This window comes from Baekduia sp. Peel2402 (assembly GCF_052567285.1).
In genome coordinates, this window is sequence record NZ_CP199582.1 from 401,291 (window position 1) to 422,566 (window position 21,276).

General features: G+C 70.9%; 24 protein-coding genes, 1 tRNA gene and 1 riboswitch. Of the genes, 16 read left to right on the plus strand and 9 right to left on the minus strand.

The features are described 5' to 3' along the window. Window positions 1–92 precede the first annotated feature (92 nt). Window positions 93–165: transfer RNA gene (locus ACT01A_RS02025), tRNA-Arg, on the plus strand. 189 nt (window positions 166–354) lie between these two features. On the opposite strand, the gene ACT01A_RS02030 is transcribed toward ACT01A_RS02025, so the two are convergent. Next, the gene (locus tag ACT01A_RS02030; RefSeq protein WP_445150573.1) at window positions 355–597 is read right to left on the minus strand and encodes a hypothetical protein; all 243 of its coding nucleotides are present in this window, start codon (window positions 595–597) and stop codon (window positions 355–357) included. A gap of 116 nt (window positions 598–713) precedes the next feature. Between ACT01A_RS02030 and ACT01A_RS02035 the strand changes: the two genes are divergently transcribed. Beyond that, entirely contained in the window at window positions 714–941 is a 228-nt protein-coding gene (locus tag ACT01A_RS02035; RefSeq protein WP_445150574.1) for a hypothetical protein, read from the plus strand. A gap of 35 nt (window positions 942–976) precedes the next feature. Here the strand turns inward: ACT01A_RS02035 and ACT01A_RS02040 are convergent, their stop codons facing one another. Further along, the gene (locus ACT01A_RS02040; protein ID WP_445150575.1) at window positions 977–1,702 is read right to left on the minus strand and encodes a hypothetical protein; all 726 of its coding nucleotides are present in this window, start codon (window positions 1,700–1,702) and stop codon (window positions 977–979) included. Window positions 1,703–1,771: 69 nt separating this feature from the next. Here ACT01A_RS02040 and ACT01A_RS02045 point away from each other — a divergent pair, with 69 nt between their 5' ends. Then, window positions 1,772–2,527, plus strand: coding sequence for a metallophosphoesterase family protein (locus ACT01A_RS02045; protein ID WP_445150576.1), 756 nt, complete (start codon window positions 1,772–1,774; stop codon window positions 2,525–2,527). On the opposite strand, the gene ACT01A_RS02050 is transcribed toward ACT01A_RS02045, so the two are convergent. The 3 genes from ACT01A_RS02050 to ACT01A_RS02060 are packed head-to-tail and all read right to left on the minus strand — an operon-like array spanning window position 2,524 to window position 5,764. Next, window positions 2,524–2,883, minus strand: coding sequence for a hypothetical protein (locus ACT01A_RS02050; RefSeq protein WP_445150577.1), 360 nt, complete (start codon window positions 2,881–2,883; stop codon window positions 2,524–2,526). The two genes, ACT01A_RS02045 and ACT01A_RS02050, sit on opposite strands and share 4 nt — an antisense overlap. Before the next feature lie 52 nt (window positions 2,884–2,935). Then, window positions 2,936–5,401 (minus strand): DNA ligase D, encoded by a 2,466-nt coding sequence (gene ligD / locus ACT01A_RS02055; protein ID WP_445150578.1) that lies wholly within the window; start codon window positions 5,399–5,401, stop codon window positions 2,936–2,938. A gap of 12 nt (window positions 5,402–5,413) precedes the next feature. Beyond that, on the minus strand, window positions 5,414–5,764 hold the full coding sequence (locus tag ACT01A_RS02060; protein WP_445150579.1) for a response regulator: 351 nt from the start codon (window positions 5,762–5,764) through the stop codon (window positions 5,414–5,416). 86 nt (window positions 5,765–5,850) lie between these two features. On the opposite strand from ACT01A_RS02060, the gene ACT01A_RS02065 reads away from it, so the two are divergent. The 3 genes from ACT01A_RS02065 to ACT01A_RS02075 all read left to right on the plus strand — a co-directional run bounded on the left by ACT01A_RS02065 (window position 5,851) and on the right by ACT01A_RS02075 (window position 9,598). Then, window positions 5,851–7,053: a helix-turn-helix domain-containing protein gene (locus ACT01A_RS02065; protein ID WP_445150580.1), complete on the plus strand. Its 1,203-nt coding sequence runs from the start codon at window positions 5,851–5,853 to the stop codon at window positions 7,051–7,053. Window positions 7,054–7,312: 259 nt separating this feature from the next. After that, window positions 7,313–8,530 carry an MFS transporter gene (locus ACT01A_RS02070; protein ID WP_445150581.1) on the plus strand — a complete coding sequence of 406 codons (1,218 nt, stop codon included), beginning with the start codon at window positions 7,313–7,315 and terminating at the stop codon, window positions 8,528–8,530. Window positions 8,531–8,590: 60 nt separating this feature from the next. Then, window positions 8,591–9,598 (plus strand): sigma-70 family RNA polymerase sigma factor, encoded by a 1,008-nt coding sequence (locus ACT01A_RS02075; RefSeq protein ID WP_445150582.1) that lies wholly within the window; start codon window positions 8,591–8,593, stop codon window positions 9,596–9,598. Here ACT01A_RS02075 and ACT01A_RS02080 read toward each other — a convergent pair. Together ACT01A_RS02080 and ACT01A_RS02085 are read right to left on the minus strand one after the other, a co-directional pair. Beyond that, the gene (locus ACT01A_RS02080; protein ID WP_445150583.1) at window positions 9,488–9,802 is read right to left on the minus strand and encodes a hypothetical protein; all 315 of its coding nucleotides are present in this window, start codon (window positions 9,800–9,802) and stop codon (window positions 9,488–9,490) included. The genes ACT01A_RS02075 and ACT01A_RS02080 overlap by 111 nt on opposite strands. Window positions 9,803–9,842: 40 nt before the next feature. Then, entirely contained in the window at window positions 9,843–10,379 is a 537-nt protein-coding gene (locus ACT01A_RS02085; RefSeq protein WP_445150584.1) for a hypothetical protein, read from the minus strand. Between the two features lie 117 nt (window positions 10,380–10,496). Between ACT01A_RS02085 and ACT01A_RS02090 the strand changes: the two genes are divergently transcribed. The 4 genes from ACT01A_RS02090 to ACT01A_RS02105 all read left to right on the plus strand — a co-directional run bounded on the left by ACT01A_RS02090 (window position 10,497) and on the right by ACT01A_RS02105 (window position 13,964). Continuing rightward, on the plus strand, window positions 10,497–10,967 hold the full coding sequence (locus ACT01A_RS02090) for a MarR family winged helix-turn-helix transcriptional regulator (protein ID WP_445150585.1): 471 nt from the start codon (window positions 10,497–10,499) through the stop codon (window positions 10,965–10,967). 94 nt (window positions 10,968–11,061) lie between these two features. Continuing rightward, the gene (locus tag ACT01A_RS02095; RefSeq protein WP_445150586.1) at window positions 11,062–12,273 is read left to right on the plus strand and encodes an MFS transporter; all 1,212 of its coding nucleotides are present in this window, start codon (window positions 11,062–11,064) and stop codon (window positions 12,271–12,273) included. A 10-nt stretch (window positions 12,274–12,283) separates the two neighbouring features. Beyond that, window positions 12,284–13,267: a helix-turn-helix domain-containing protein gene (locus ACT01A_RS02100; RefSeq protein WP_445150587.1), complete on the plus strand. Its 984-nt coding sequence runs from the start codon at window positions 12,284–12,286 to the stop codon at window positions 13,265–13,267. 49 nt (window positions 13,268–13,316) lie between these two features. Then, on the plus strand, window positions 13,317–13,964 hold the full coding sequence (locus ACT01A_RS02105; protein WP_445150588.1) for an alpha/beta fold hydrolase: 648 nt from the start codon (window positions 13,317–13,319) through the stop codon (window positions 13,962–13,964). Between the two features lie 12 nt (window positions 13,965–13,976). Here ACT01A_RS02105 and ACT01A_RS02110 read toward each other — a convergent pair whose 3' ends face one another. Both ACT01A_RS02110 and thrC read right to left on the minus strand, forming a co-directional pair. After that, entirely contained in the window at window positions 13,977–14,255 is a 279-nt protein-coding gene (locus ACT01A_RS02110; protein ID WP_445150589.1) for a ubiquitin-like small modifier protein 1, read from the minus strand. Next, on the minus strand, window positions 14,255–15,520 hold the full coding sequence (gene thrC / locus ACT01A_RS02115) for a threonine synthase (protein WP_445150590.1): 1,266 nt from the start codon (window positions 15,518–15,520) through the stop codon (window positions 14,255–14,257). Before thrC ends, ACT01A_RS02110 begins: the two co-directional genes overlap by 1 nt. Window positions 15,521–15,578: 58 nt before the next feature. Then, window positions 15,579–15,669, minus strand: a riboswitch (SAM riboswitch). A gap of 131 nt (window positions 15,670–15,800) precedes the next feature. On the opposite strand from thrC, the gene ACT01A_RS02120 reads away from it, so the two are divergent. The 6 genes from ACT01A_RS02120 to ACT01A_RS02145 all read left to right on the plus strand — a co-directional run bounded on the left by ACT01A_RS02120 (window position 15,801) and on the right by ACT01A_RS02145 (window position 21,274). Further along, window positions 15,801–16,799, plus strand: coding sequence for a magnesium transporter CorA family protein (locus tag ACT01A_RS02120; RefSeq protein WP_445150591.1), 999 nt, complete (start codon window positions 15,801–15,803; stop codon window positions 16,797–16,799). An 81-nt stretch (window positions 16,800–16,880) separates the two neighbouring features. Beyond that, window positions 16,881–17,726, plus strand: coding sequence for an LLM class F420-dependent oxidoreductase (locus ACT01A_RS02125; RefSeq protein WP_445150592.1), 846 nt, complete (start codon window positions 16,881–16,883; stop codon window positions 17,724–17,726). 4 nt (window positions 17,727–17,730) lie between these two features. Then, complete coding sequence (locus tag ACT01A_RS02130) at window positions 17,731–18,132, plus strand: TIGR03668 family PPOX class F420-dependent oxidoreductase (protein ID WP_445150593.1); 402 nt, start codon at window positions 17,731–17,733, stop codon at window positions 18,130–18,132. Between the two features lie 345 nt (window positions 18,133–18,477). Continuing rightward, on the plus strand, window positions 18,478–19,467 hold the full coding sequence (locus ACT01A_RS02135) for a diacylglycerol/lipid kinase family protein (RefSeq protein WP_445150594.1): 990 nt from the start codon (window positions 18,478–18,480) through the stop codon (window positions 19,465–19,467). 5 nt (window positions 19,468–19,472) lie between these two features. Further along, a complete protein-coding gene (locus ACT01A_RS02140; RefSeq protein ID WP_445150595.1) occupies window positions 19,473–20,105 on the plus strand; it encodes an MSMEG_1061 family FMN-dependent PPOX-type flavoprotein in 633 nt (210 codons plus the stop codon). Then, window positions 20,102–21,274, plus strand: coding sequence for an oxygenase MpaB family protein (locus ACT01A_RS02145; protein ID WP_445150596.1), 1,173 nt, complete (start codon window positions 20,102–20,104; stop codon window positions 21,272–21,274). Before ACT01A_RS02140 ends, ACT01A_RS02145 begins: the two co-directional genes overlap by 4 nt. Window positions 21,275–21,276 lie beyond the last annotated feature (2 nt).

Sequence of the window (21,276 nt, forward strand, 5' to 3'; positions counted from 1 at the left end):
TCAAGACGCACATCAACCCACGGACCAACACCGGAACCGCCGCTATCTCGCGCGCCGCCTGACGACAAGCCGCTAGGCTGCCTTCACCGCACGCGCCCGTAGCTCAGTGGATAGAGCGCTCGCCTCCGGAGCGAGAGGTCGCTGGTTCGAATCCAGCCGGGCGCGCTGCACGGAACCCCCGCTGGTCGGGGGTTTCGTCGTTCTACGGGACCGCGCGGCCCTCGGCCTAACGCGGCTTGATTACATCGCTGGCGAGCCGGCGGCGCAGGAGGACCAAGGCTCAGCGTGGGCACGCGGTTGAGCGCACGTCGAAATGCGGCGCCTCCGTCTCCAGGTTCTGGAAGCGGCGACCCGCTAAAGCAGCGCGATGTGGTCGCCCGCCAGCAGGTCCGTGTCCGACAGCTGGTGTCGCGTGAGGTGGTCGGCCAGTGCCTCGCGGATGTACTCGTCGCGGTCGGTCGCCTCGACGGCTGCGTAGACGGCGTGCGGCACGCGAACGCGACCGGTGCGTCCCTCGCCGAGGTCCACGCCCCAGTCGATCATGGGACGATCGGGCGAGGCGAGCCGGTGGATCTGCCCGGCGACGTAGACCGTCATGGCTATAGCGTCGCAGGCGCGCCGCCACTTGTCCTGGACGTGGACGCTCCGCCACCCGTCCGCGTTGAGGTCCAACTTCCTTGAGGTCGGGTAGGCGGGGTGCCATGGTGAACGACATGGATGACGCCGCCCGCCTCGATGATCCGCTTGCCCGCCTTGCCGCGGAGCTGGAGCGGTTGTCGGCGGCGCACCTGAAGCTCGGTGAGGCGACCGCCTCGCTCATCCCGCAGGCCGAGCCGGAGCATCGCCGCATCCTCGGCCAGGCTGCCGCCGCCTCCCGCGCCGCCGCGCGGACCGCCGCCGAGGCGAGCGCGAAGGCGCTAGCCCATGGCGACGCGCAGTAGCGCGCTCGCCGTGGCCGTCGGCTAAGTCGGATCCATCAGCCGTCGCCGTGCTCGTGCACGGACTCACCGGCCACGCTGGTGGTGATGCGGCCCGGGGCTTGCCAGCGTTCGGCGCGTTCGATGGGTCCGGTCGGCTCGCCCTCGACGGCGACCTTTGCGCGGGTCGTCGCGGCGAGTGGACGAGGCGGTGGCGAACCGTCGCCGACGATGCCAAGGCCTTCGATGAGTGTGAAGAAGGCGCGCGCGAAGGGGCTCGTGTCGGTGCGAGCGCGGACGTCGTCCCAGTCAACTTGCTCCCGGACGGCGCGCGCGATCGCCAGGATGCGCGCGAAGTCGCAAGCGTGCTCGTCGAAGGCGTGGAGCTTCATCACCAGCACGTCGTCAAGGTGAACGACGGGCAGGTCTAGGGCTGCCACGGGCAGCAGCTCGGCACGGTCCAGCACAGCGCCGACGTCGCTGATGCCGCGCGGGCCGAAGATCAGGTCGACGAGCGTCTCGCTGCCGTCGTCGGCGGCGTCCCAGGCCTTCAGCAGCCAGCCCTCCGGCGGACGGTCAGCGCGCATGCCGGCGCCAACCAGCGCGTCCAGGGCGCGCTCGGCGTCCTCGGGCTTGACCAGGAAGTCGAGGTCGTTGCGCGACTGCGGCGCACCGCGCGCCCAGCAGGCGACGCTGCCCGCCAGCGCGAAGTCCAGGCCCGCATCGCGCAGCGCGGCCGCCGCGGTCTTCAGGCTGCTCTCGATCTCCTCGAACGTGGATCGCACCTCGCCCATGCTCGTTGGACTACCCACACGGGACGTTCCCACCACAGCCGAGCGGGTACTGCCAACGCGATGCCCGACGCACCGCCCCTGCGGATCGCCGCCGCCGGCGACATGCACTGCCAGCCGTCGCGTGCCGAGGAGGCCCGCGAAGCGTTCGCCGCGCTGGCGGGTGACGCCGATCTTCTCCTGCTCGCCGGCGACCTCACCACCCACGGCCAGCCGGAGCAAGCGCGGGTCCTTGCCGACGCCTGCCGCGACCTCGACATCCCCATCTACGCCGTCTGGGGCAACCACGACTGGCATTGCGACCAGGTGGACGCGATTCAGCCGATCCTCGAAGACGCCGGCATCACCGTGTTGGAGCGCGAGACCGCGATCGTCTGCGTCAACGACGTGGAGATCGGGCTGGTCGGCCTGAAGGGCTTTGTGGGTGGCTTCCCCGGCTCGCATCTGCCGGACTTCGGCGAACCGCTGTTGCGCACGGTGTACGCCGAGACCACGAAAGACGTGGAGGCGCTCGACGACGGCCTCAAGGCCATCGCCCACTGTCCCTTCCGGATCGTGTTGATGCACTACGCCCCGTCGACCACCACCTTGGTCGGGGAGCCCGAGACGATCTGGACGATGCTGGGCAACGACCGCGTCGCCGCGCCCATCGCCCAGCACGAGCCGGACATGGTTCTGCACGGGCACGCGCACGCGGGCACATTTGAGGGCGCCATCGGCGACGTGCCCGTGTACAACGTCTCGGTCCCCGTGCTCGGCAAGGACTTCTGGGTCTTCGAGCTGAGCGGGCTCGAGCGTGCAACGGCCCCGCTGCATTAGCTCGGCGCTCCCGCTGTGATCCGCGCCCGCGCCGCCGCGCTCGCCCCGGGCGCGCACACCGCCTGCAGGATCTCCAGCGCGCCCGACGGGTCGGTCCGCATCAGCGCGAACGCGGCACGCGCGTGCTCGACGTCGTCCAGCGTCACGTCTGGTCGCTCTACGCAGTAGCGGCCTAACCACCGCACGGCGGCGCGCTCGTAGCGCTCCGGCTCGCGGTCGCGGAGCAGGACGCACACCTGCAGCGCGTCGTCCAGCCGGATGACCGGCAGCTCCGCGGCGGCCGCGCGGATGATCGTGAGGTTGCCCGTTTTAAGGGCCCGCCTGAAGCGGCTGTACGGCGATCCGGCATCTCCCATGACCGAACACACGTTCGCATGGTGATTCGGGCCTCACCACGTCATATCTGACTTAGAGACCAGGCAGCTCCTGCGCCACGGTCAAGGCATCCGCAAACAGGTCCCCTCGCTCACGAACCCGCGCCAACACGTCCGCCATGTCGAACACCAACCCATCCGCATTGCCTTGATCGATCGCCGCCTGCACCTCGTCCCACGCCAGCGGCGTCGAGACCGTCGGCCGCTCTCGCCCACGCGGCGAGTAGACCGACACGGTGGTCTTGTTGACGTCGTTCTGCATCCAGTCGACCAAGATCTTGCCCTTGCGCAGGGTCTTGGTCTGGCGCGCCACGACCAGGTCGGGCGCCTCGGCCTCCAACAACTCGGCGACCGCCTTGGCAAAGCCCCTGGTCTGCGTGTAGGTGACGCCCGCGACGTTGAGCGGGACGTACATCTGCATGCCCTTGGAGCCCGACGTCTTGACCACGGACTCCAGCCCCAAGTGCTGGAACATGCCGCGCAGGACGGTGGCGATCTGGCAGCACTCCAGCAGGCCCGCTGGCTCGCCGGGGTCGAGGTCGAAGACGATCATCGCGGGCGGCGAGAGCTTCCCGTCAGGCGCCGCCCGGTGCATCGGCGTGTGCAGCTCGAGGTCGGCGAGGTTGCCCAGCCAGGCGAGCGTCGCGACATCCTCGGCCAGCACGTAGTTGATGGTCTTGCCGCCTTCGAGCTTGACCGGCGTCGTGCGGACCCAGTCCGGCCGGTGCGCCGGCGCCTGCTTCTCATAGAAGAACTGGCTCTCGGTACCGGAGGGGTAGCGCTTGAGCGTCAGCGGCCGTCCCTGCAGATGCGGCAGCAGGACCTCGGCCATTTCGACGTAGTAGTTGATGAGGTCGCCCTTGGTGTGCCCAGACGGCCAGAGCGCCTTGTCGCGGTTGGTGAGCCGCAGCTCGTGCCCGCCGACCTCGGCGAGCACCGCCTTCGCGCCACGCCCCGCGCCCTTCGGCGGCGCGACCGGCTCGCGCACCACGAGCGCTGCGGGCTTGTCGTCCCTCAGCCCCTTGTACGACGGCGCGCGCAGGACGCCCTCGCGCGTCCACTCGACGAACTCGACCTCGCAGACCAGCTCCGGCTCGACCCAGCACGCCTCGCGCGGGATCTTCACTGCGGTGGGCACGATGTCGAACGGCGACGAGCCGCGCTCGAGCGGCGCGAGCAGCCCCGCGAGACGGTTGAGCTCGGCTTCGGTGAAGCCGGTGCCGACGCGGCCGGCGAAGCGCAGCGGCGCTTCGGCGCCACCGTCCTCCCCGTCGCGGACGCCGACGAGCAGCGCGCCGATCCGCTCACGCCGGCGCCCCTCCCCCGGCAGCCAGCCGCCGATGATCAACTCCTGCCGGTTGGTGTTCTTGATCTTCCGCCAAGCGCCCGAGCGGCGACCGGGCTCGTAGGGCGAGTCGACCTTCTTGGCGACGATCCCCTCAAGGCCCTGCTCTCGGGTGGCGGCCAGCAACGCTTCGCCGCCGCCTACGACGTGGTCGGGAACCTGCCAGCGCTCGCCGTCGGCCAGCAGCGCGCGCAGCGCGGCGCGCCGCTCCAGGTAGGTCAGCCCCGTCAGCGAGCGGCCGTCCAACCACAACAGGTCAAACGCCAGGAAAGAGACCGGCGCCTCTTTCGCCATGCGCTTGACCTGCGCGTCGCGCGTCAGGTGCATCCGCCCTTGGAGCGCGGCGAACGACGGGCGCCCCTGATCGTCGAACGCGACGATCTCGCCGTCCAGCACGGCGCGGTGCATCGACAGCGCCCGGTTCAACCGCGACAACTCGGGATAGCGCGACGTGACGTCGTTGCCGTTGCGCGTCACGAACCGCATCCGGCCCGGCTCGCTGAACAGCACTGCTCGGATGCCGTCCCACTTGACCTCGTAGGCCCACGTGCCCGCTTTGTCCTCGCGGGCGGGCGGGACTTCCCCGGCTTTGGCGAGCATCGGCACCAGCGCCTCGGGCATCGGCTCGTGGCCGAGCACCCAACCGCCGACGGGTGCGGGGCCGCCCATGCGGTGGATCATCCAGTCCTTGGGCTCTGGCCCGATGGGGAAGAGCGCGAAGCCGCCGGTCACGCGCTCGCCGGCCAGCTCGACCTCGATCTTCTTGGCGTCCCACTTCTGGACCTCGTAGGTCCCGCGATCCCAGATCGTCATCGTCCCTGCGCCGTAGGAGCCCTTCGGGATCTCACCGTGGAACTCCAGGTACTCCATCGGGTGGTCCTCGGTCCGGACCGCGAGGCGGTTGTCGCCCGGAGCCCATGGCAGGCCGTTCGGGATCGCGAACGACGTCAGCGCGCCGTCGTGTTCGAGGCGCAGGTCCCAGTGCAGCCGGGTCGCGCTGTGCTCCTGGATGACGAACCGGAGCGCGCCGTCGGAGGACTCGGGCGACGACGACGGCGTGCCACCGCCCGCCGGCTCGGGCGTGGCGGAGAAGTCACGCTTGGCGGCGTACTCGGCGAGGTTCGGCGTGTCGCTCTCGGCGTCGGCGCGGGCCACTACCGCCCGACGCTACCCGCCCGCGACGCGCAGCACCGTCTCGCGCAGCTCGGCGATCGGTGCGTCCTTCTCCACGTAGGCCGCCGCGCCGCCGCGGCGCCGCTCGCCGTACTCGCGCGGATGGCCGCTCAGGACCACGACGCGCACGCCCGGCGCGACCTGCGCCAGCTCGGTGACGGCGTCGCGATCGGAGTCCAGGAGGTCGAGCAGGACGATGTCCGGTCGGGTCTGCTCCGCGAGCGAGACCGCACCGTCGATGTCGCCCGCCTCGGCGACGATCTCGATGTCGGCGTCGTCCTCCAGCTCGGCGCGAATCAGCGCGCGGAACGAGGGCGAGTCGTCGCAGTGCAGGACGCGAACCATGCGACGCCAACCTTACTGCTCCGCCCAGCGTTCTCCTGCGCGATGAGGAGGATTCTTCAACTCCCCCACGTTGTAGGTTTCCTCCAATGGCCGCGTTCAGCGCCGACCTGCGGGATGTCCTTGCCGCCCACCTCGACGAGCTCGCCGACGCCGTGCTGGAGCGTTTCGCCGCCGGCGGTGGTCCCGAGGGCGCACCGGACGCTGCCACGCTGCGCAACCTGCGCGTGGGCGCGCGGGCCGCGGCGGTCTGCTTCGTCGCGCGGCTCGGCGGCGAGCGTGCTCCGGCCGACCTCGACCTCTTCGTCGCCCACGGTCGCGCCCAGCAGGCCGCCGGCCGCACGCTCACCGAGCTGTTGTCGTTCTATCGGCTGGGTGGTTTGGCGATGTGGGAGCGGTCGACCGCGCTGCTGCCGGACACCGCCGACGCCGCGCCCTCTGCGAGCGACATCTTCACCTACGGCCGCGCGGTGCTGGAGCTGGTCGACGAGCTGTCGGTCGCGGCCGCCGAGGGGTTCGCGGCGCAGGAGGCCGAGGCGCGTCGGCGGGATCGCGCGCTGCGTGAGCGGCTGGTGTCACTGCTGCTCAGCGATCCACCCGCGGAGGACGTCGTGCTGCGCGCTGCCGCCGAGGCCGCCGGATGGGTTCTGCCGGACGCGGTACGGGTCGCGGTCGCGGCGCTGCCGGCCGACCCGCTCGCCGCACCGGCTGGCGCCGCCCCCGAGCGCGTGCTCACGACGACCGCGTCCGACGGCCGCCTCGCGCTGGTCGTCGGCGACGGCGAGGAGGCCGAGCGCTGGCTACGCCGTGCTGCGCGTGCGCTCGGGTTGGAGGCGCCGCTGGCCGTCGGACCCGCGGTCGCGCCCGCCGCCGCGGCGCGCAGCGCTGCCCGGGCGGCCGCGCTGCTAGACCGAGCGCGCAGCGATGCTGCCGGTAGGAACAGCCGCGGGCGTGGCGGCGGCGCGGGCGGTGTGCCGTCGGTCATTCGCGCTGACGACCATGAGATCGCGCTGTTGCTCGGCGCCGCACCAGACCTCGCCCACGACGTCGCTGCCCGCCGCCTTGCGCCACTGCGTGAGATGGATGACGCCGCCGCCCGCGAGCGCCTCACCGAGACCCTCGCGGCCTGGCTCGCCGACCCCGGACGCCCGCAGGCGATGGCCGACCGTCTCGGGCTGCACGTGCAGACCGTCCGCTATCGGCTCAAAGCGCTCCGCGCCCTCTTCGGCGACGCACTGGACGATCCCGACGCGCGCTTCGAGCTGGCGCTGGCGTTGCGGGTCGCGAGCTGAGCGCAGCGGGCTGCGCGCGGCGCTTCGGGCACGAAGCACCATGGCGTCGGGGATCTCGAATCGGGGTCCGGGTCGAGTTAGCCGCAATAGTTGGGGATAACTCGACCCGGATCTTCGATTCGGCCTCGAGCCTTGCCCGGAGGCGAACATCACCTCCCGCGGACACCTTGGTTCGACATCTGTCGAACTTTCGCTATGGTGTTGTTCGACCGTCTTCGAACCACCACCGGCACGTCCCCTCTCCTCCTCCCTCCCCTCCATGCTCATCGCCACCGCCGAATCCCCCACCGTCCCGCGTCGCCTCTCGCGCCCCGTCGCCTTCTGGGCCGTCGCGGGCACGTTGATGTTCTTGCTGTTCGCTTCCAGCGCGCCGTCGCCGCTGTACGTCGTCTACCAGCAGCAGTGGCACTTCTCGCCGCTCACGCTGACCAGCGTCTTCGCGGTCTACGTGGTGGCTCTGCTCGTGTCGCTGGTCGTCGCGGGGTCGCTGAGCGATCGCGTCGGTCGCCGCCCGGTCCTGCTCGGCGCGCTCGCGGTGCAACTCATTGCCATGGTCTTGTTCGGCCTCGCCCACGGCATCGGCGCGCTCTTCGCGGCGCGCATCGTCCAGGGCCTGGCGACCGGCGTCGCCACCGGCGCGCTCTCGGCCACCCTCATCGACCTTCAGCCGGAGAACCGCCCGCAGCTCGGCGCGCTGCTCAGCGCCGCGGCGCCGCCGCTCGGGCTGGCGCTCGGCGCGCTCGGCTCCGGTCTCCTCGTCCAATACGGCCCGGACCCGCTGCGCCTCGTCTACTGGCTACTGACCGGGGTCTTCGCGGTCACGATCGCGCTGGTCGCCGTCATGCCCGAAACCGTTCGCCCCACCCATAGCTGGGCGAGCGCGCTCAAGCCCAGGATCGGGATCCCGCACGAGGCGCGCGCCGCGTTCGTCGCGCTGGCACCGATCTTCGTCGCGACCTGGGCGCTCGGCGGCCTCTACCTCTCGCTCGGCCCATCGCTGGCGATCTCGCTCCTGCACACGACCAGCCACGTGACCGGCGCCCTGGTGATCGTCGCGCTGACCGCGACCGGCGCGGCGACCGCCGTCCTGACCCGCGCGCACCATCCCGAGCGCGTGATGATCGCGGGCGCCGCGGCGCTCGCCGTCGGCGTCGGGATCACGCTTGCCGGCCTGAACGCCGAGACGACCGCGCTCTTCTTCGCGGGCAGCGTCGTCGCGGGGTTCGGCTTCGGCGCAGGCTTCTCAGGCGCGTTCAAGACCTTGATCTCGCTCGCGCCGCCGACCGAGCGCGCCGGCCTCATCGCCGCCGTGTACGTCCTCTCCTACCTCGGCTTCAGCCTCCCGGCGGTCGCCGCGGGCGTCGCGGTCACCCACGCCGGGCTGCTGCCGACGACCAACGTGTACGGGTCGGTCGTAGCCGCGTTGGCGCTGGTCGCGCTCACCCTGACCCTGGCGGAGCGCATCCGCGCGAGGTAGGGGCGGTTAGCACCACCATCGCTTGAGACACGGTGGCGGTAGCTCTTACGATGGGCAGCAATGCCGATCGGAGCGGACGCAGGGATTGAGGTCGAGCGTGAGCTGGAGGTGCATCGGCGAGCGCTGACGGGCTACTGCTACCGGATGCTCGGCTCGGGGTCAGAGGCCGAAGATGCGGTGCAGGAGACGATGGTCCGCGCCTGGAAGGCCTCGGACAAGCTGCAGGAGAAGGCCGCGCTGAAGGCGTGGCTGTACCGGATCGCGTCGAACGTCTGCTTCGACATGCTCCAGGGACCGCAGCGGCGGGCGACGCCAATGGACATGGGGCCGGCGTCGCCGGCGTCGGCATCCCTCGGCGAGCCACTCGGTGAGTTCGCGTGGGTACAGCCGATCGCGGACGCCAAGATCGCGCCAGAGGGCAGCGACCCCGCGGAGGTAGCGGCGTCGCGCGAGACGCTGCGGCTCGCCTTCGTCGCCGCGCTCCAGCACCTCCCGCCCAAGCAGCGCGCCGTGCTGATCCTGCGCGAGGTGCTGCGCTGGCAGGCGACGGAGGTCGCCGAGCTGCTGGAGACGTCGGTCGCGTCGGTCAACAGCGCGCTGCAACGCGCGCGGGCCACGCTGGAGACGCTGGACCTCGATGAGGCGGCCGCGGGCGCGGCGGACGTCGACGATGCCGAGCAGCGCGACCTGCTTGCGCAATACGTCGCGGCCTTCGAGGCCTATGACATGAGCGAGTTGGTCAAGCTGCTGCAACGCGACGCGGCGTTCTCCATGCCGCCGTTCCCGCTGTGGGTCGTCGGCCAGGACGACATCGTGACGTTCATGACTACGACCGGCGCCAAGTGCGAAGGGTCGAAGGTCATCCCGACATGGGCCAACGGCGGCCCGGCGCTAGCGATCTACAACCCGATGGACGACGGGAGCTTCCAGGGCTGGGCCGTCGTCGTCATGGAGACCTCAGGGGGGAAGGTCTCCGCTCTGCACCACTACATCTTCCCCGAGCTGTTCGCCCAGTTCGGGCTGCCGCTGCGGCTCGACCAGGCCGAGGACGCGGTCCAGCCCGCATAGCGCCAGCAGCGCGCCGAGCTGCGGCGGCGGGGTGCCGTCGATCCTGATCCGCCAGCCGCGGCGCTGCGCGGCGAGCGCCAGGCGCGCGAGGGCGTCGACGAGCACGAGGTCGCCCTGGCGCGTGTCGAGACGGCCGACGGGGAGCTCGGTCGTCGCGTCGACGACCACCATCACGGTGGCCGGGCGGTCGGGGGGCGGGCACATCCCTGCTGAGACGGGCTGCGCGCTCGGAACTCATCGGTCGTCAGGAGACCTTGGACCGAAATGTCACGCGGCAGTCCGCGGCGCGACCGTAGAGCGTGTCCTCCAACAGCCGCACCAGCGGGCGGGCGTCGCGGGGCATGGTGTCGTGGTCAAAGCGCGCGTCGATCCGCCCGGCGACGAGCGTGTACCGCGCCGGACCGGGGACGTACATGGAGACGAACTTCCGCCTGGGCGCCGGCCGCGCGCGGTCGAGCGGGAGGTGCGCCAGCCGGGTACGCAGGCCGGCCAGTACGCCAGGGCGCAGCACGCAGCGCCGGATCTTCTCGCCCCCGCCGCCGTAAGCCTGAATGACCACGGCCGAGCCATCGGAGCCGAACTTGACGATGTCGTTGGCCCCCATCTGCGCGCCGCTCCGCTGGAGGCGCAGCAGCTCGCGACCGGTGACCTCGGGGTCGAGGTCGACGGGGCGAGCCCGCGACGCGGTGTCGGTGCGCAGCGCGCCGGCGTCGACCTGGCCGCCCCCGCTTCCGCCGCAGCCGCTCGCCGCGCCCGTCGCCAGCCCCACGGCAAGCATCACCGCTACACGCCGCCTCGCCATTGCATTCGCCATGAATGTATTCTTCCAGATCTGGCCGTCCCCGACCCCCGCCTCGTCAACCGCATCGGCGCCGCCGCGCTGCTGGTCGACGACGCCGTGCGGCGGTCGATCAGCGACGTCGCGGGCGCCGACGCCGAGGCACTGACCGCGCTGGCGAATTTCGGCCACGGCCGGCGGATCGAGGAGCTGCGTGCGGCGCTCTCGCTCTCCCAGCCGGGCGGCGCGCACCTCGTGACGCGCCTGGAGCGCGCGGGACTGGCGATCCGAGCACCCGACCCCGACGACCGGCGCGGCACGCTCGTACGCCTGACGCCCCGCGGCCGGGCGGCGGCGCGGCGCGTCGTCGCGGCGCGCGACGGGGCGATCCGCGACACGCTCGGCAGCCTCACCGGCGCCGAGCAGGACGTCCTGCTCCGGGTCCTGGACGATGTGCTGGCCCGCGCGACCGGCTCCCGCCGCGACGCGCGACGCGTCTGCCGCCAGTGTGACGGCGTCGCCTGCGGCCACCCCGGCGACTGTCCCGTGACGCAATCCGCCGACGCCGTGGACGGCCCGTTCGACCGCTGAGGGCCGCCCATCGTCTGAGTTCTGACGGCCCGTCCCGGTGGTCTAGTTCGATTTGGACCGAACTTCACGTTCACGTTCGCTATGTCTAGAGGCCATGGCCCGGTTCCAGCATCAGCCCGCCGCCGTCTGGGCGGTCCTCCTCGCGTGCGTCGTCGCCTTCATGGGCATCGGCCTCGTCGATCCGATCTTGCCGATCATCGCCGACGGGCTGCACGCCAGCCCGTCGCAGGTCGAGCTGTTGTTCACCTCCTACTTCGCGATCATCGGGATCTCGAACCTGGCGGCCGGCTGGCTGTCATCGCGCATCGGCAACAAGAACACGATGTTGGTGGGCTTGGCGCTGGTGATCGTCTGCAGCGCCGCGGCGGGAGCTTCTTCAAGCGTTGGGACCGTCGTCGCGTTCCGCGCCGGCTGGGGCCTCGGGATCGCGTTGTTCGTCTCGACGTCGATGTCGACGATCGTCGGCTCCGCCCGCGGCGGGATCCCAACCGCGGTGATCCTCTTCGAGTCCGCGCTGGGCATCGGCATCGCGTCGGGCCCGCTGGTCGGCGGCCTGCTCGGCGGGATCGGCTGGCGGATCCCGTTCTTCGGCGTCGCGGTGCTGATGGCGTTGTCGTTCGTGTCGGTCTACGTGGGCGTCGGGAAGACGCCGGCCGCGCCGCGTGAGCAGCGGGTCTCGCTCGCAGCACCCTTGAAGGCGCTGGCCGAGCGCCGCCTGCTGGCGGGCGCCGTGATCGCGCTCCTCTACAACTTCGGCTTCTTCATGCTGTTGGCCTACACCCCGCTGCCGCTGGACCTCGGCGTCCACGAGCTCGGCGCGGTCTTCTTCGGCTGGGGCCTGTTGGTGGCCTTGGGCGCGATCTTCTGCGCACCCGCGCTGACCGCGCGCCTGCCGATCCTCCCGCTGCTGGCCGCGACGTTCGCGATGCTCGCGGTCGACCTGCTGATCATCGGCCTCGGCATCCACGACAAGGGCGTGATGATCGTGGCGATCATCGCCTCCGGCCTGGTGCTCGGCATCGCCAACGCGGTGCTGTCGAACCTGTTGTTGGGGCTGTCGAGCGCGGACACGTCGATCGCCGCGTCCGGCACGAACTTCGTGCGCTTCGCCGGCGGCGCGATCGCCCCGTTCCTGGCCGGCAAGCTGTCGGAGCACGTCAACGCGGAGGCGCCGCTGTACGTGGGCGCGGCCGCGGTCGCGCTCGGCGTGATCCTGATCGGCGTCTTCGCCTCCACCTTGTCCCCCGCCCGCGCCGTCGATCCCGCCGAGGATGTCGAGGCGTGGGAGCTGGAGTTGGCTGGCTAGTCTCCGGGCGATGCCCGAGACCGAGCGCCAACGTGCCAAGCGCGACTTCGAGTTCGCCATCGCCTTCGGCCACAACCGGACGGCGATCACCTTCGCGCTGGCCGAGGCGCAGGGCGAGCCGCTGACGCTCGCGGAGCTTCAGAAGCACACCGACGTCTCGGCGACGACGGTGCGCAACGTGGTGAAGCGCTTGGAGGAGATGGAGCTGGTCGAGGAGACGACCAAGGACCGGCGCATGGCGTTCCGCTTCACCGAGCACGGTCTGCGCGGCGCCGCGGACTGGGAGGCCGAGCGCGCTGAGGAGGACGCGCAGCCGGAGCCCGAACCGCTGACGCGTGCCGCCCTCTTCCGCTGGCGCGTCCGCGGGACCGCGTCAAAGCCGTTCGAGGTCGACCCGGAGGAGGTCGGCGCGGACCTCGCCGTTGCGGGCCTCAATCCGGTCGAGGTCGGCGAGAACGGCAGCCTCCTGGTCACGGTCGACTACGAGATCGACGCGCTACACGAGCAAGAGGCGGTCGGGATCCAGCTTCCCTCCGGCTGGCACGTCGGTGGCTTCGGCGCACGGGCCACCCGGATCGGTCTGGCGGCGGCGACTCGCACCCGGCCGGACCACTGGCTGGTCTTCACGGACGTGGACGGCCCGACCGCGGCCGACGCCGCGCGCGGCGCCATCGCGCGGCGCGTCACGCTGTTGCGCGAGGCAGACGCGCCACGCCGGATGGTCGAAGAGGCGCAGCAGGCCAACGTCCTGGTCGACTACCTCTCCTTGGCCGGCTCCCCGGAGGACGGGCGCCTCCCGGTGCCTGACGACGACGTCCTCGTCCGCGCGCTGCGCTCGTGCTGGGAGGCGCTGGCCGACGTCGGACTCACCGCCGTTGGTGCGGCCTTCGCCGTCTCGGAGCGCGAGCTGCGCGGCGCGTACGCGGAACACAGCCTCGACCGCTTGGAACAGCGCCTCGACACGCTGCGAGCCCAAGGTCGCCTGGTTCCCTGACCGACACGCGTCGATGAGTCCGGGCGGTGCTCGCCGTCCGTGCTCGTCGATGAGTGAATTCGTGTTGGTCCCGGGCGCCGGGGGTGATGGGTGGTACTGGTCGCACGTGGCGGCGCTGCTGCGCGAGCGCGGCCATGGGGCGACGCCGATCGACCTGCCTGCGGGCGACGACACGGCCGGGTTGTACAAGTACGCCGACGTGATCATCGAGGCGATCACCGGCCGCTACGACGTCGTCCTGGTCGCGCACTCAATGGGCGCCTTCAGCGCGCCGATCGCGGCGGCGGACGTTGACGTCGAGGCGTTGCTGCTCGTCGCGCCGATGATCCCGGCAACTGGCGAGTCGGTGAACGACTGGTGGACGACGACCGCCGAGGGCCGTCGCGACACGCCGCCGTTCGACGAGATCGAGAGCTTCTTCCACGACGTGCCGGAGCCGCTCGTCGCAGAGGCCTTAGCCCGCCCCGGCCAGGAGCAGTCCGACCGCCCGTGCGTGGAGCCGTGGCCGCTGGACGCCTGGCCGGACGTGCCGACCCGCGTCCTCGTCGCCCGCGACGACCGCGTCTTCCCCTATGCCTTCGCCCGCGACCTCGCCTACGAGCGCCTCGGCGTCAAGGCCGACACGATCGACACCGGCCACCTGCCGTCGCTGGCCAAGCCGCGCGAGCTGGCGGCCTGGCTGGACGCGGTGTCGTGAGGCGCGAGAGCGCTAGCGGCCGCCGGCGACAGCCGGCAGCACCTGGATCTCGCCGCCGTCCTTGACCGGCGTCGAGAGGCCGTCGCCGAAGCGGACGTCTTCGCCGTCGACGTAGACGTTGACGAAGCGGCGCAGGCCGCCGTCGCCGTCGGAGAGCGAGTCGCGGAGATCGGGGTGTGCTTCGTACAGCGCCTCGAGCGCGGCACCGACAGTCTCAGCGGTGACCTCGACCTTGGACGCGCCGCCGGCGGCGGCGCGCAGCTGGGTCGGGAGCTTGACGACGACGGCCATCAGGCGGTGGCCCCGGCAAGGACGGTGTTCTCGAAGGCCGAGAACTTCGGCTCGATCTCGTGCGCCTCGAAGGTGCCGCGGACGGCGTCGAGGGTCTTGAGGCCGTCACCCGTGATGACGAGCACGACGCGCTCCTCGGGGTCGATGTCGCCGCGGTCGGCGAGCTTGGCCAGCGTCGCGGTGGTGACGCCACCGGCGGTCTCGGTGAAGATGCCCGTCGTCTCGGCAAGCAGGCGGATGCCGGCCTTGATCTCCTCGTCGGTGACCGAGTCGATGCCGCCGCCGGAGTTGTTGGCCAACTCGACTGCGTAGGGGCCGTCGGCCGGGTTGCCGATCGCCAGCGACTTGGCGATGGTGTCCGGCTTGACCGGGCGGCAGACGTCGGTGCCCTCGGCGAACGCGGTGGCGACCGGCGAGCAGCCCAGCGCCTGGGCGCCGTTCATCGTGGGCGCGTCGCCCTCGATCAGGCCCAGCTCGCGCCATTCGTCAAAGCCCTTGGCGATCTTGGTGTACAACGACCCGGAGGCGATCGGCGCGACGACGCGGTCCGGCGTGCGGAAGCCGAGCTGCTCGGCGATCTCGTAGGCCAAGGTCTTGGAGCCCTCGGCGTAGTACGGGCGCATGTTGACGTTCACGAACGCCCACGACTCCTGCTCACCGCTGATCTCGGTGCAGAGGCGGTTGACGTCGTCGTAGTTGCCCTTGATCTTCACCAAGTTGGTGCCGTACACGCCGGTGGCGAGGATCTTCTGCTCCTCGAGGTCCGACGGGATGAAGACGTAGGACGGCATCCCGAGCGCGGCGGCCGCGGCGGCGACGGCGTTGGCGAGGTTGCCGGTGGAGGCGCAGGCCAGCGTGTCGAAGCCGAGCTCACGCGCGCGGGCGGCGGCGACGGAGACGACGCGGTCCTTGAAGGAGTGCGTGGGGTTGTGCGCGTCGTTCTTGACCCAGACCTCCTTGAGGCCCAGGCGCTCGGCCAGCCGGTCCGCGCGGACCAGCGGCGTGCAGCCCGCGGGCAGTCCCACGCGCGAGAGGATCTTGGCGGACGGACCCGGCTGGCCCTCGACCAGCGGCAGGAAGTCCACGTAGCGCCAGATGTTCTGCGGGCCGGAGGTGATCCGGCGACGGAGAGAGGCGACGTCGTCGGCCAGCGCGGTGTGGTCGTACTTGACCTCGAGCGGGCCGAAGCACTTGTGGCAGACGTACTGCGCGGTGAGCTCGTACTCGGTGCCGCACTCGCGACAGGCCAGGTTGGTGACAGCCATTCGGGAAACCCCAGTTCTTCGTCGTTGTGGTGTGTGACGAAGAAGTGGCTTCTACCGCCACACGTCTCCAGGAATTGGCACCTACCCGCGCATGCGCGGGGGTTGCCGGGGTTTCATCGGGCCGGTCCCTCCACCCCTCTGGACGTGTTCAGCTATGTGGTCGGAACGATAGCAGTAGGACTTGAGGTCGCAAGCCGTGGTCCGTGTACAACGATTCGTTGTACGCCCAGTACACTGCTTCTCATCGTGATCCCGTCCGTCGACGAGCCCCTAAGTCGTAATGCCGAGGCTGCCCCGCCCGCCTCTGCGTCGCGCTGCCCGCTCTCGCGCGGACGGCAGCGCCCACGCCGCTGAGCCTGACGTCCCCAACGTCGAGGTCGTCGAAGCCGAGGGCCTGCGCTGGATCAACATCGAGCGCCCCCGTGCGGTCGACCGCGCCTGGCTGGAAGAGCACTTCGACTTCCACCCGCTGGACTACGAGGACGTCTACTCGCGCAACCAGCGGCCGAAGGTCGACGAGTACCCCGACTACCTGTTCGTGGTCCTGCACTTCCCGGTCTACGACAAGCGCGTCAACCGGCTGAACGCCGCCGAGGTCGACATCTTCGTCGGCCCCGACTTCCTGATCACGCTCCCGAACGAGCCGCTGGCGCCGTTGCAGTACGTCTTCGACCGCTGCCGGACCAACGAGGACGTCCGCGAGGACATGTTCTCCAAGGGTGCCGGCTACTTGTTGTACAAGGTGGTCGACGCCTGCGTGGACGCGTCCTTCCCCATGCTGCGCAAGATGAGCCTCAAGCTCGAGCGCCTGGAGGAGGCGATCTTCGACGAGGAGGCCAACCGCGAAGTTGTCCGTGATCTCTCCAACGCCAAGCAGGAGATCATCAACTTCCGCAAGATCGTCCGGCCGCAGCGCACGGCGCTGAAGGACCTAGAGCGCACCAAGCGCTACGTCACCGGCGAGTTGGACATCTACTTCGACGACATCAACGACGCGTCCGAACGCGTCTGGGACATGTTGGAGAACTTCAAGGAGGTGATCGAGGGCCTCGAGACCACCAACGAGTCCGTGCTCTCCCACCGCCTGAACGACTCGATCCGCGTGCTGACAGCGTTCAGCGTGATCATGCTGCCGCTGACGCTGATCGCGTCGGTCCTGGGCATGAACGTCGGCGTCCCGGGCGAAGGCTCGGTGCACGCGTTCTGGATCACGATCGTCGTCATGTTGTCGGTGTTGACCGGCATGGTGCTGTGGTTCCGCAAGCGCGGCTGGCTGTGAAAGCCTCGCCCTGCGGGCTCGTTTTCATGCGAGTACTCGCCTAGCGGCTCGTACGTCGCGGTGGCGGCTACCTTGGTCGCTATGGACGCCGGCGTCGCTTACTTCCCCACCCACGACGGCCTCGGGCCCGCGGAGCTCGCGCGGCTGGTCGAGGAGCGCGGCCATCGCTGGCTGCTGTGGGCCGAGCACACGCACATCCCGGCGTCGCGTGAGTCGCCGTGGGGTGGTCGCGAGGGCGCGCCGCCGCTGCCGCGCAAGTACGCGCGGACGTACGACCCGTTCGTGGCGTCGGCCTACGCGCTGGCGGCGACGCAGAACCTGCGCGTGGGCACGGGCATCGCGTTGGTGCCGCAGCGCGACCCGATCGTCACCGCCAAGGAGGTCGCGTCGCTCGATCACCTCAGCGGCGGGCGCTTCGAGTTCGGGGTCGGCGCGGGCTGGAACCGCGAGGAGATGGACAACCACGGCGTCGATCCGCGCACGCGGATGAAGCGGATGCGCGAGCACGTGCTGGCGATGAAGGCGATCTGGACCCACCACGAGGCGTCGTTCCACGGGGACTTCGTGAACTTCGACCGGATCTGGAGCGATCCCAAGCCGCTGCAGAAGCCGCACCCGCCGATCCTGGTTGGCGGCAACGGGCCAACGGTGTTGGATCGCGTGTTGGAATACGGCGACGCGTGGATGCCGAACCACGCCTCTGGAGTCCTGGAGCGGATCGGGGAGCTGCGCGAGCGCGCCGACCGGCCGATCGAGGTCGTCGTCATGGGCCCAGACCTGGAGCCGTCGCTGCTGGAGCGGTATGAGCAGGCGGGCGCGGACCGCGTGCTGTTCTGGCTGCCGTCGGGCCGGCGGTCGGTCGTGGAGGCCGAGCTGGATCGGGTCGAGCGCGTGATGTACGAGCTGCACGACGTCGGGATCGGCTGACCGGATGACCGACGAGCGCGCGTGGGAGCTGCTGGGCGGCGCCCGCGTCGCGCGCTTCGCCACGACCGCCCCGCGTGTCGTGCCGGTGACGTTCGCGGTCGTCGGGAGGTCGATCGTCCATGCGGTCGACCACAAGCCGAAGGCGACGCGGGCGCTGGCGCGGGTCGAGGACTTGCGGCGGGATCCGCGGGCGTCGGTGTTGGTCGACCACTACGGCGACGCGGACTGGAGCGCACTGTGGTGGGTTCGCGCGGACGGCGCGGCGCGGGTGCTCGAAGCGGCGGAGGCCACGGCAGAGCTTGACGCGCTGGTGGCCAAGTACCCGCAGTACGCGGAACGGCGGCCGGAAGGGCCCGTGATCGCGCTCGACGTGGAGCGGATCGTGTCCTGGTCGGCGGCGGGCTGAGAGCAGCCGCGCGCGCCGATCGCGCTCACCCGCAGCGCCGAAGCGTGCGAGCGAGCGCGACCGGCCCTAGGGCACGGACTGGGTGCTGACGCCGGCCGTGCCGTCGTGAGACGGCGCGTTTGTCGTTGAACCGGCGGCGTCGGCGATCCCTGCGGCCACGAAGATGGAGCTCGTCACAAGGAGGAGAGCGAGGAGCTCTCGGTGGGAGTTCCGCAGGGAGGTCACGGCAACCATTCAATCCCTCAACGGGGGGAGGGTCAGTGGTGGTCCCTTGCGTTTGGCAGGTGCGGAATCCCGAACCTGTTCCGTGTGTGACCCGCAGGCCAAAGCGGTGTATTCCCCCACGTGCCCGCCGCCAGCCTCGAGTCGCTCGAATCCCTCGGCGACCAGTTTGCGTTGAACGCTCCCACCGAGCGCAAGCGCATGCTGGTCATCGTCAACCCCTATGCGACCACGGTCTCCGACCGCCTGCGCAACCTCGTGGTCTACGCCCTTCAGGGGCGCTACGAGGTCACGGCCGTCGACACCGAGGCCCGCGATCACGCCACCGCGCTGACGCGCGAGGCGGCCGGCGAGGGCTACGACGTGGTCGTCGCGTTCGGCGGCGACGGCACGGTCAACGAGGCCGCCAACGGCCTGCGCGGCTCCGAGACGCCGCTGACCTGCCTGCCCGGCGGCTCGACCAACGTGTACGCGCGGATGCTCGGGATCCCGAACGACATCGTCGACGCGACCGAGCACCTGCTGCGGATAGCCGACGACTGGCAGCCGCGCGAGGTCCGGATGGCGATGGTCAACGACCGGCGCTTCCTGTTCTCCTCCGGCTTGGGCCTGGACGCCAGCGTCGTCGCGCGCGTCGACGCCCACCCGCACCTGAAGGCGCGCTTCGGCCCGTACTACTTCGCCTACTGCGGCTTCGGGGAGTTCTTGGGGAAGTACGTGCGACGCGCGCCCAAGCTCGAGGCCGTGACCGACGGCGGCGCCGGCCTGCCGGGCGTGACCGTGTTGGTGCAGAAGGGCGAGCCCTACACCTACTTCCGCAAGATCCCGATCCACGCCGCACACGGCGCGACGCTGACCGATCCGTCGCTCGCCGGCATCGTCCTGCGCTCGACGCGCCCGACGGTCATGCCCGGCGTGATGTACCGGATGTTCAGCGAGCGCGCGCGGCTGGATCGCCACCGCCAGGTCGACGGCTTCGCGGGTGTGCACGACGTGGTCGTGCGGTCGGTTGACGGGCGCCCGGTGCCGCTGCACGTCGACGGCGACTACATCGGGGACGTGACCGAGGCTCGCTATTCGGTTGACGACGCCCCCTTGCTCGTGGTGTCGTAGGTCGGGTGACCGATCCCTTCGCCGACGCGCTGGCCTCGCTGGACGACCTCGTCGAGCGGTACCCGGCGGCGAAGGACCGAGCGTGGACCAAGGACATCGGGTCGCTCGACGAGGCCGCGCGGGCGCTGATCGCGGCGTCCCCGCTGGTGGTCGTGGCGTCGCACGACGAGGACGGCCGCGCAGACGCGACGCCGCGCGGAGGCCCCGCGGGGTTCGTCACCGTGCTGGACGACGGGTTCCTGGCGATCCCGGACGCCACCGGCAACAACCGGCTCGACACGCTGCGCAACGTGGTGGTCACCGGCTACGTCGGGTTGTTGTTCTTGATCCCGGGGCGCGACCAGACGCTGCGCGTCAACGGGCGCGCGCGGGTGACCGAGGCGCCGCACGTGCTCTCGCGCGTGGGTGCGGTGGGTAAGCCACCGCGGACGGCGATCGTGGTCGCCGCCGACGAGGTCTACGCGCACTGCCCGAAGGCGCTCATCCGGTCGAAGCTGTGGGATCCGGAGGCGTGGCCGTCGCTGGACGCCGTGCCGACCGCGGCCGAGGTCATGCAGGCGCACGGGCGCGATCCGTCGGTGTCGGTCGCGGAGGTCCAGGACTACCTGGACGAGGCGATCCGGACGCGGCTGGCGTGACGGCGGAGGCGTCGGCGGCGGGCGCGGTCGTCCCGACGGCGCTGCGCGGCGTCGATCTGGCGGTGGAGCGGTTTGGCGCGCTGGGCCAGCGGTGGCTCGACGCGATGTGGGTGGGCGATCCGCTGGCGGACGCGGTGGCGCAGGACGGCGGCGGCGCCTCGGCACGGCTGGTGCGGAGGGCGATCGCGGAGGGCGTGGAGTCGCTCGGGGGCGACGCGCCCGCGCCGTTGCGCGCGCTCTTCGCGGAGCTCGACGCGCCGCCGTCCTGGATGGACCTCGACCGCTGCGACCGCGCCGCCGGACACCTGGCGCGGCAGGGGCGCGAGTACGGGCTCGTGCTTGGCGCGGCATCGCTTTTGGCGGGCGCGCAGAACACGGTCGCCGGCAAGCCATTGGCCTTCACGGGGCGCTACGCGAAGAACGCGGCGGTGCGGTCGATCGAGGTCGGCGACTGGCTGACCGCGGTCACCACGCCCGGCGGGATGGCGCGCGACGGCGCGGGCTTCGAGCGGACCGTGCGGGTCCGGATGATCCACGCGCACGTGCGGGGGCACCTGCGCTCGCACGCCGAGTGGGACACAGACGCGTGGGGCCTCCCGATCCCGCAGCCGTACATGGCCTTCACCCTGGCCGAGTTCTGCTCGGTCGCGCTGCGAGCGATGGGCCAGCTCGGCGCGCGCTACAGCGACGCCGAGACCGAGGACATCGTGCACCTCTGGCGCTGCGTCGGCTGGTACGTCGGCGTCGAGGAGGCGCTGTTGCCGAAGACGATCGACGACTACGCGCCGATCGAGCAGTTGTACGCCTTGACCTCCCCGGGCGCCGACCCCGACGACCGCGCGTTCGTGGACGCGCTCACGGAGTTCCAGGCCGCCGAGCTCGCCCGCCTCCTCCCCGCGCGCTTGACGCCGTCCATCATCCGCGGCCTCCAACGCGCCTTCGTCGGCGACGCGATCGCCAACGACCTCGGCATCCCGGACACGCGCTGGAAGCACCTCCCGCGCCTGGTCGCACCGCTCACCTACACGTTGAACGGCGCCCACGACCGGCTGATCCCGGGCGGCCGCGACCGCCGCACCGCTCGCGCGTTCCGAACGCGGGCGAGCGAGATGGAGCGCTTGCGCAAGACCTACAACGTGGGCCACGACCTCGTGGACGACGCGGCGTAGCC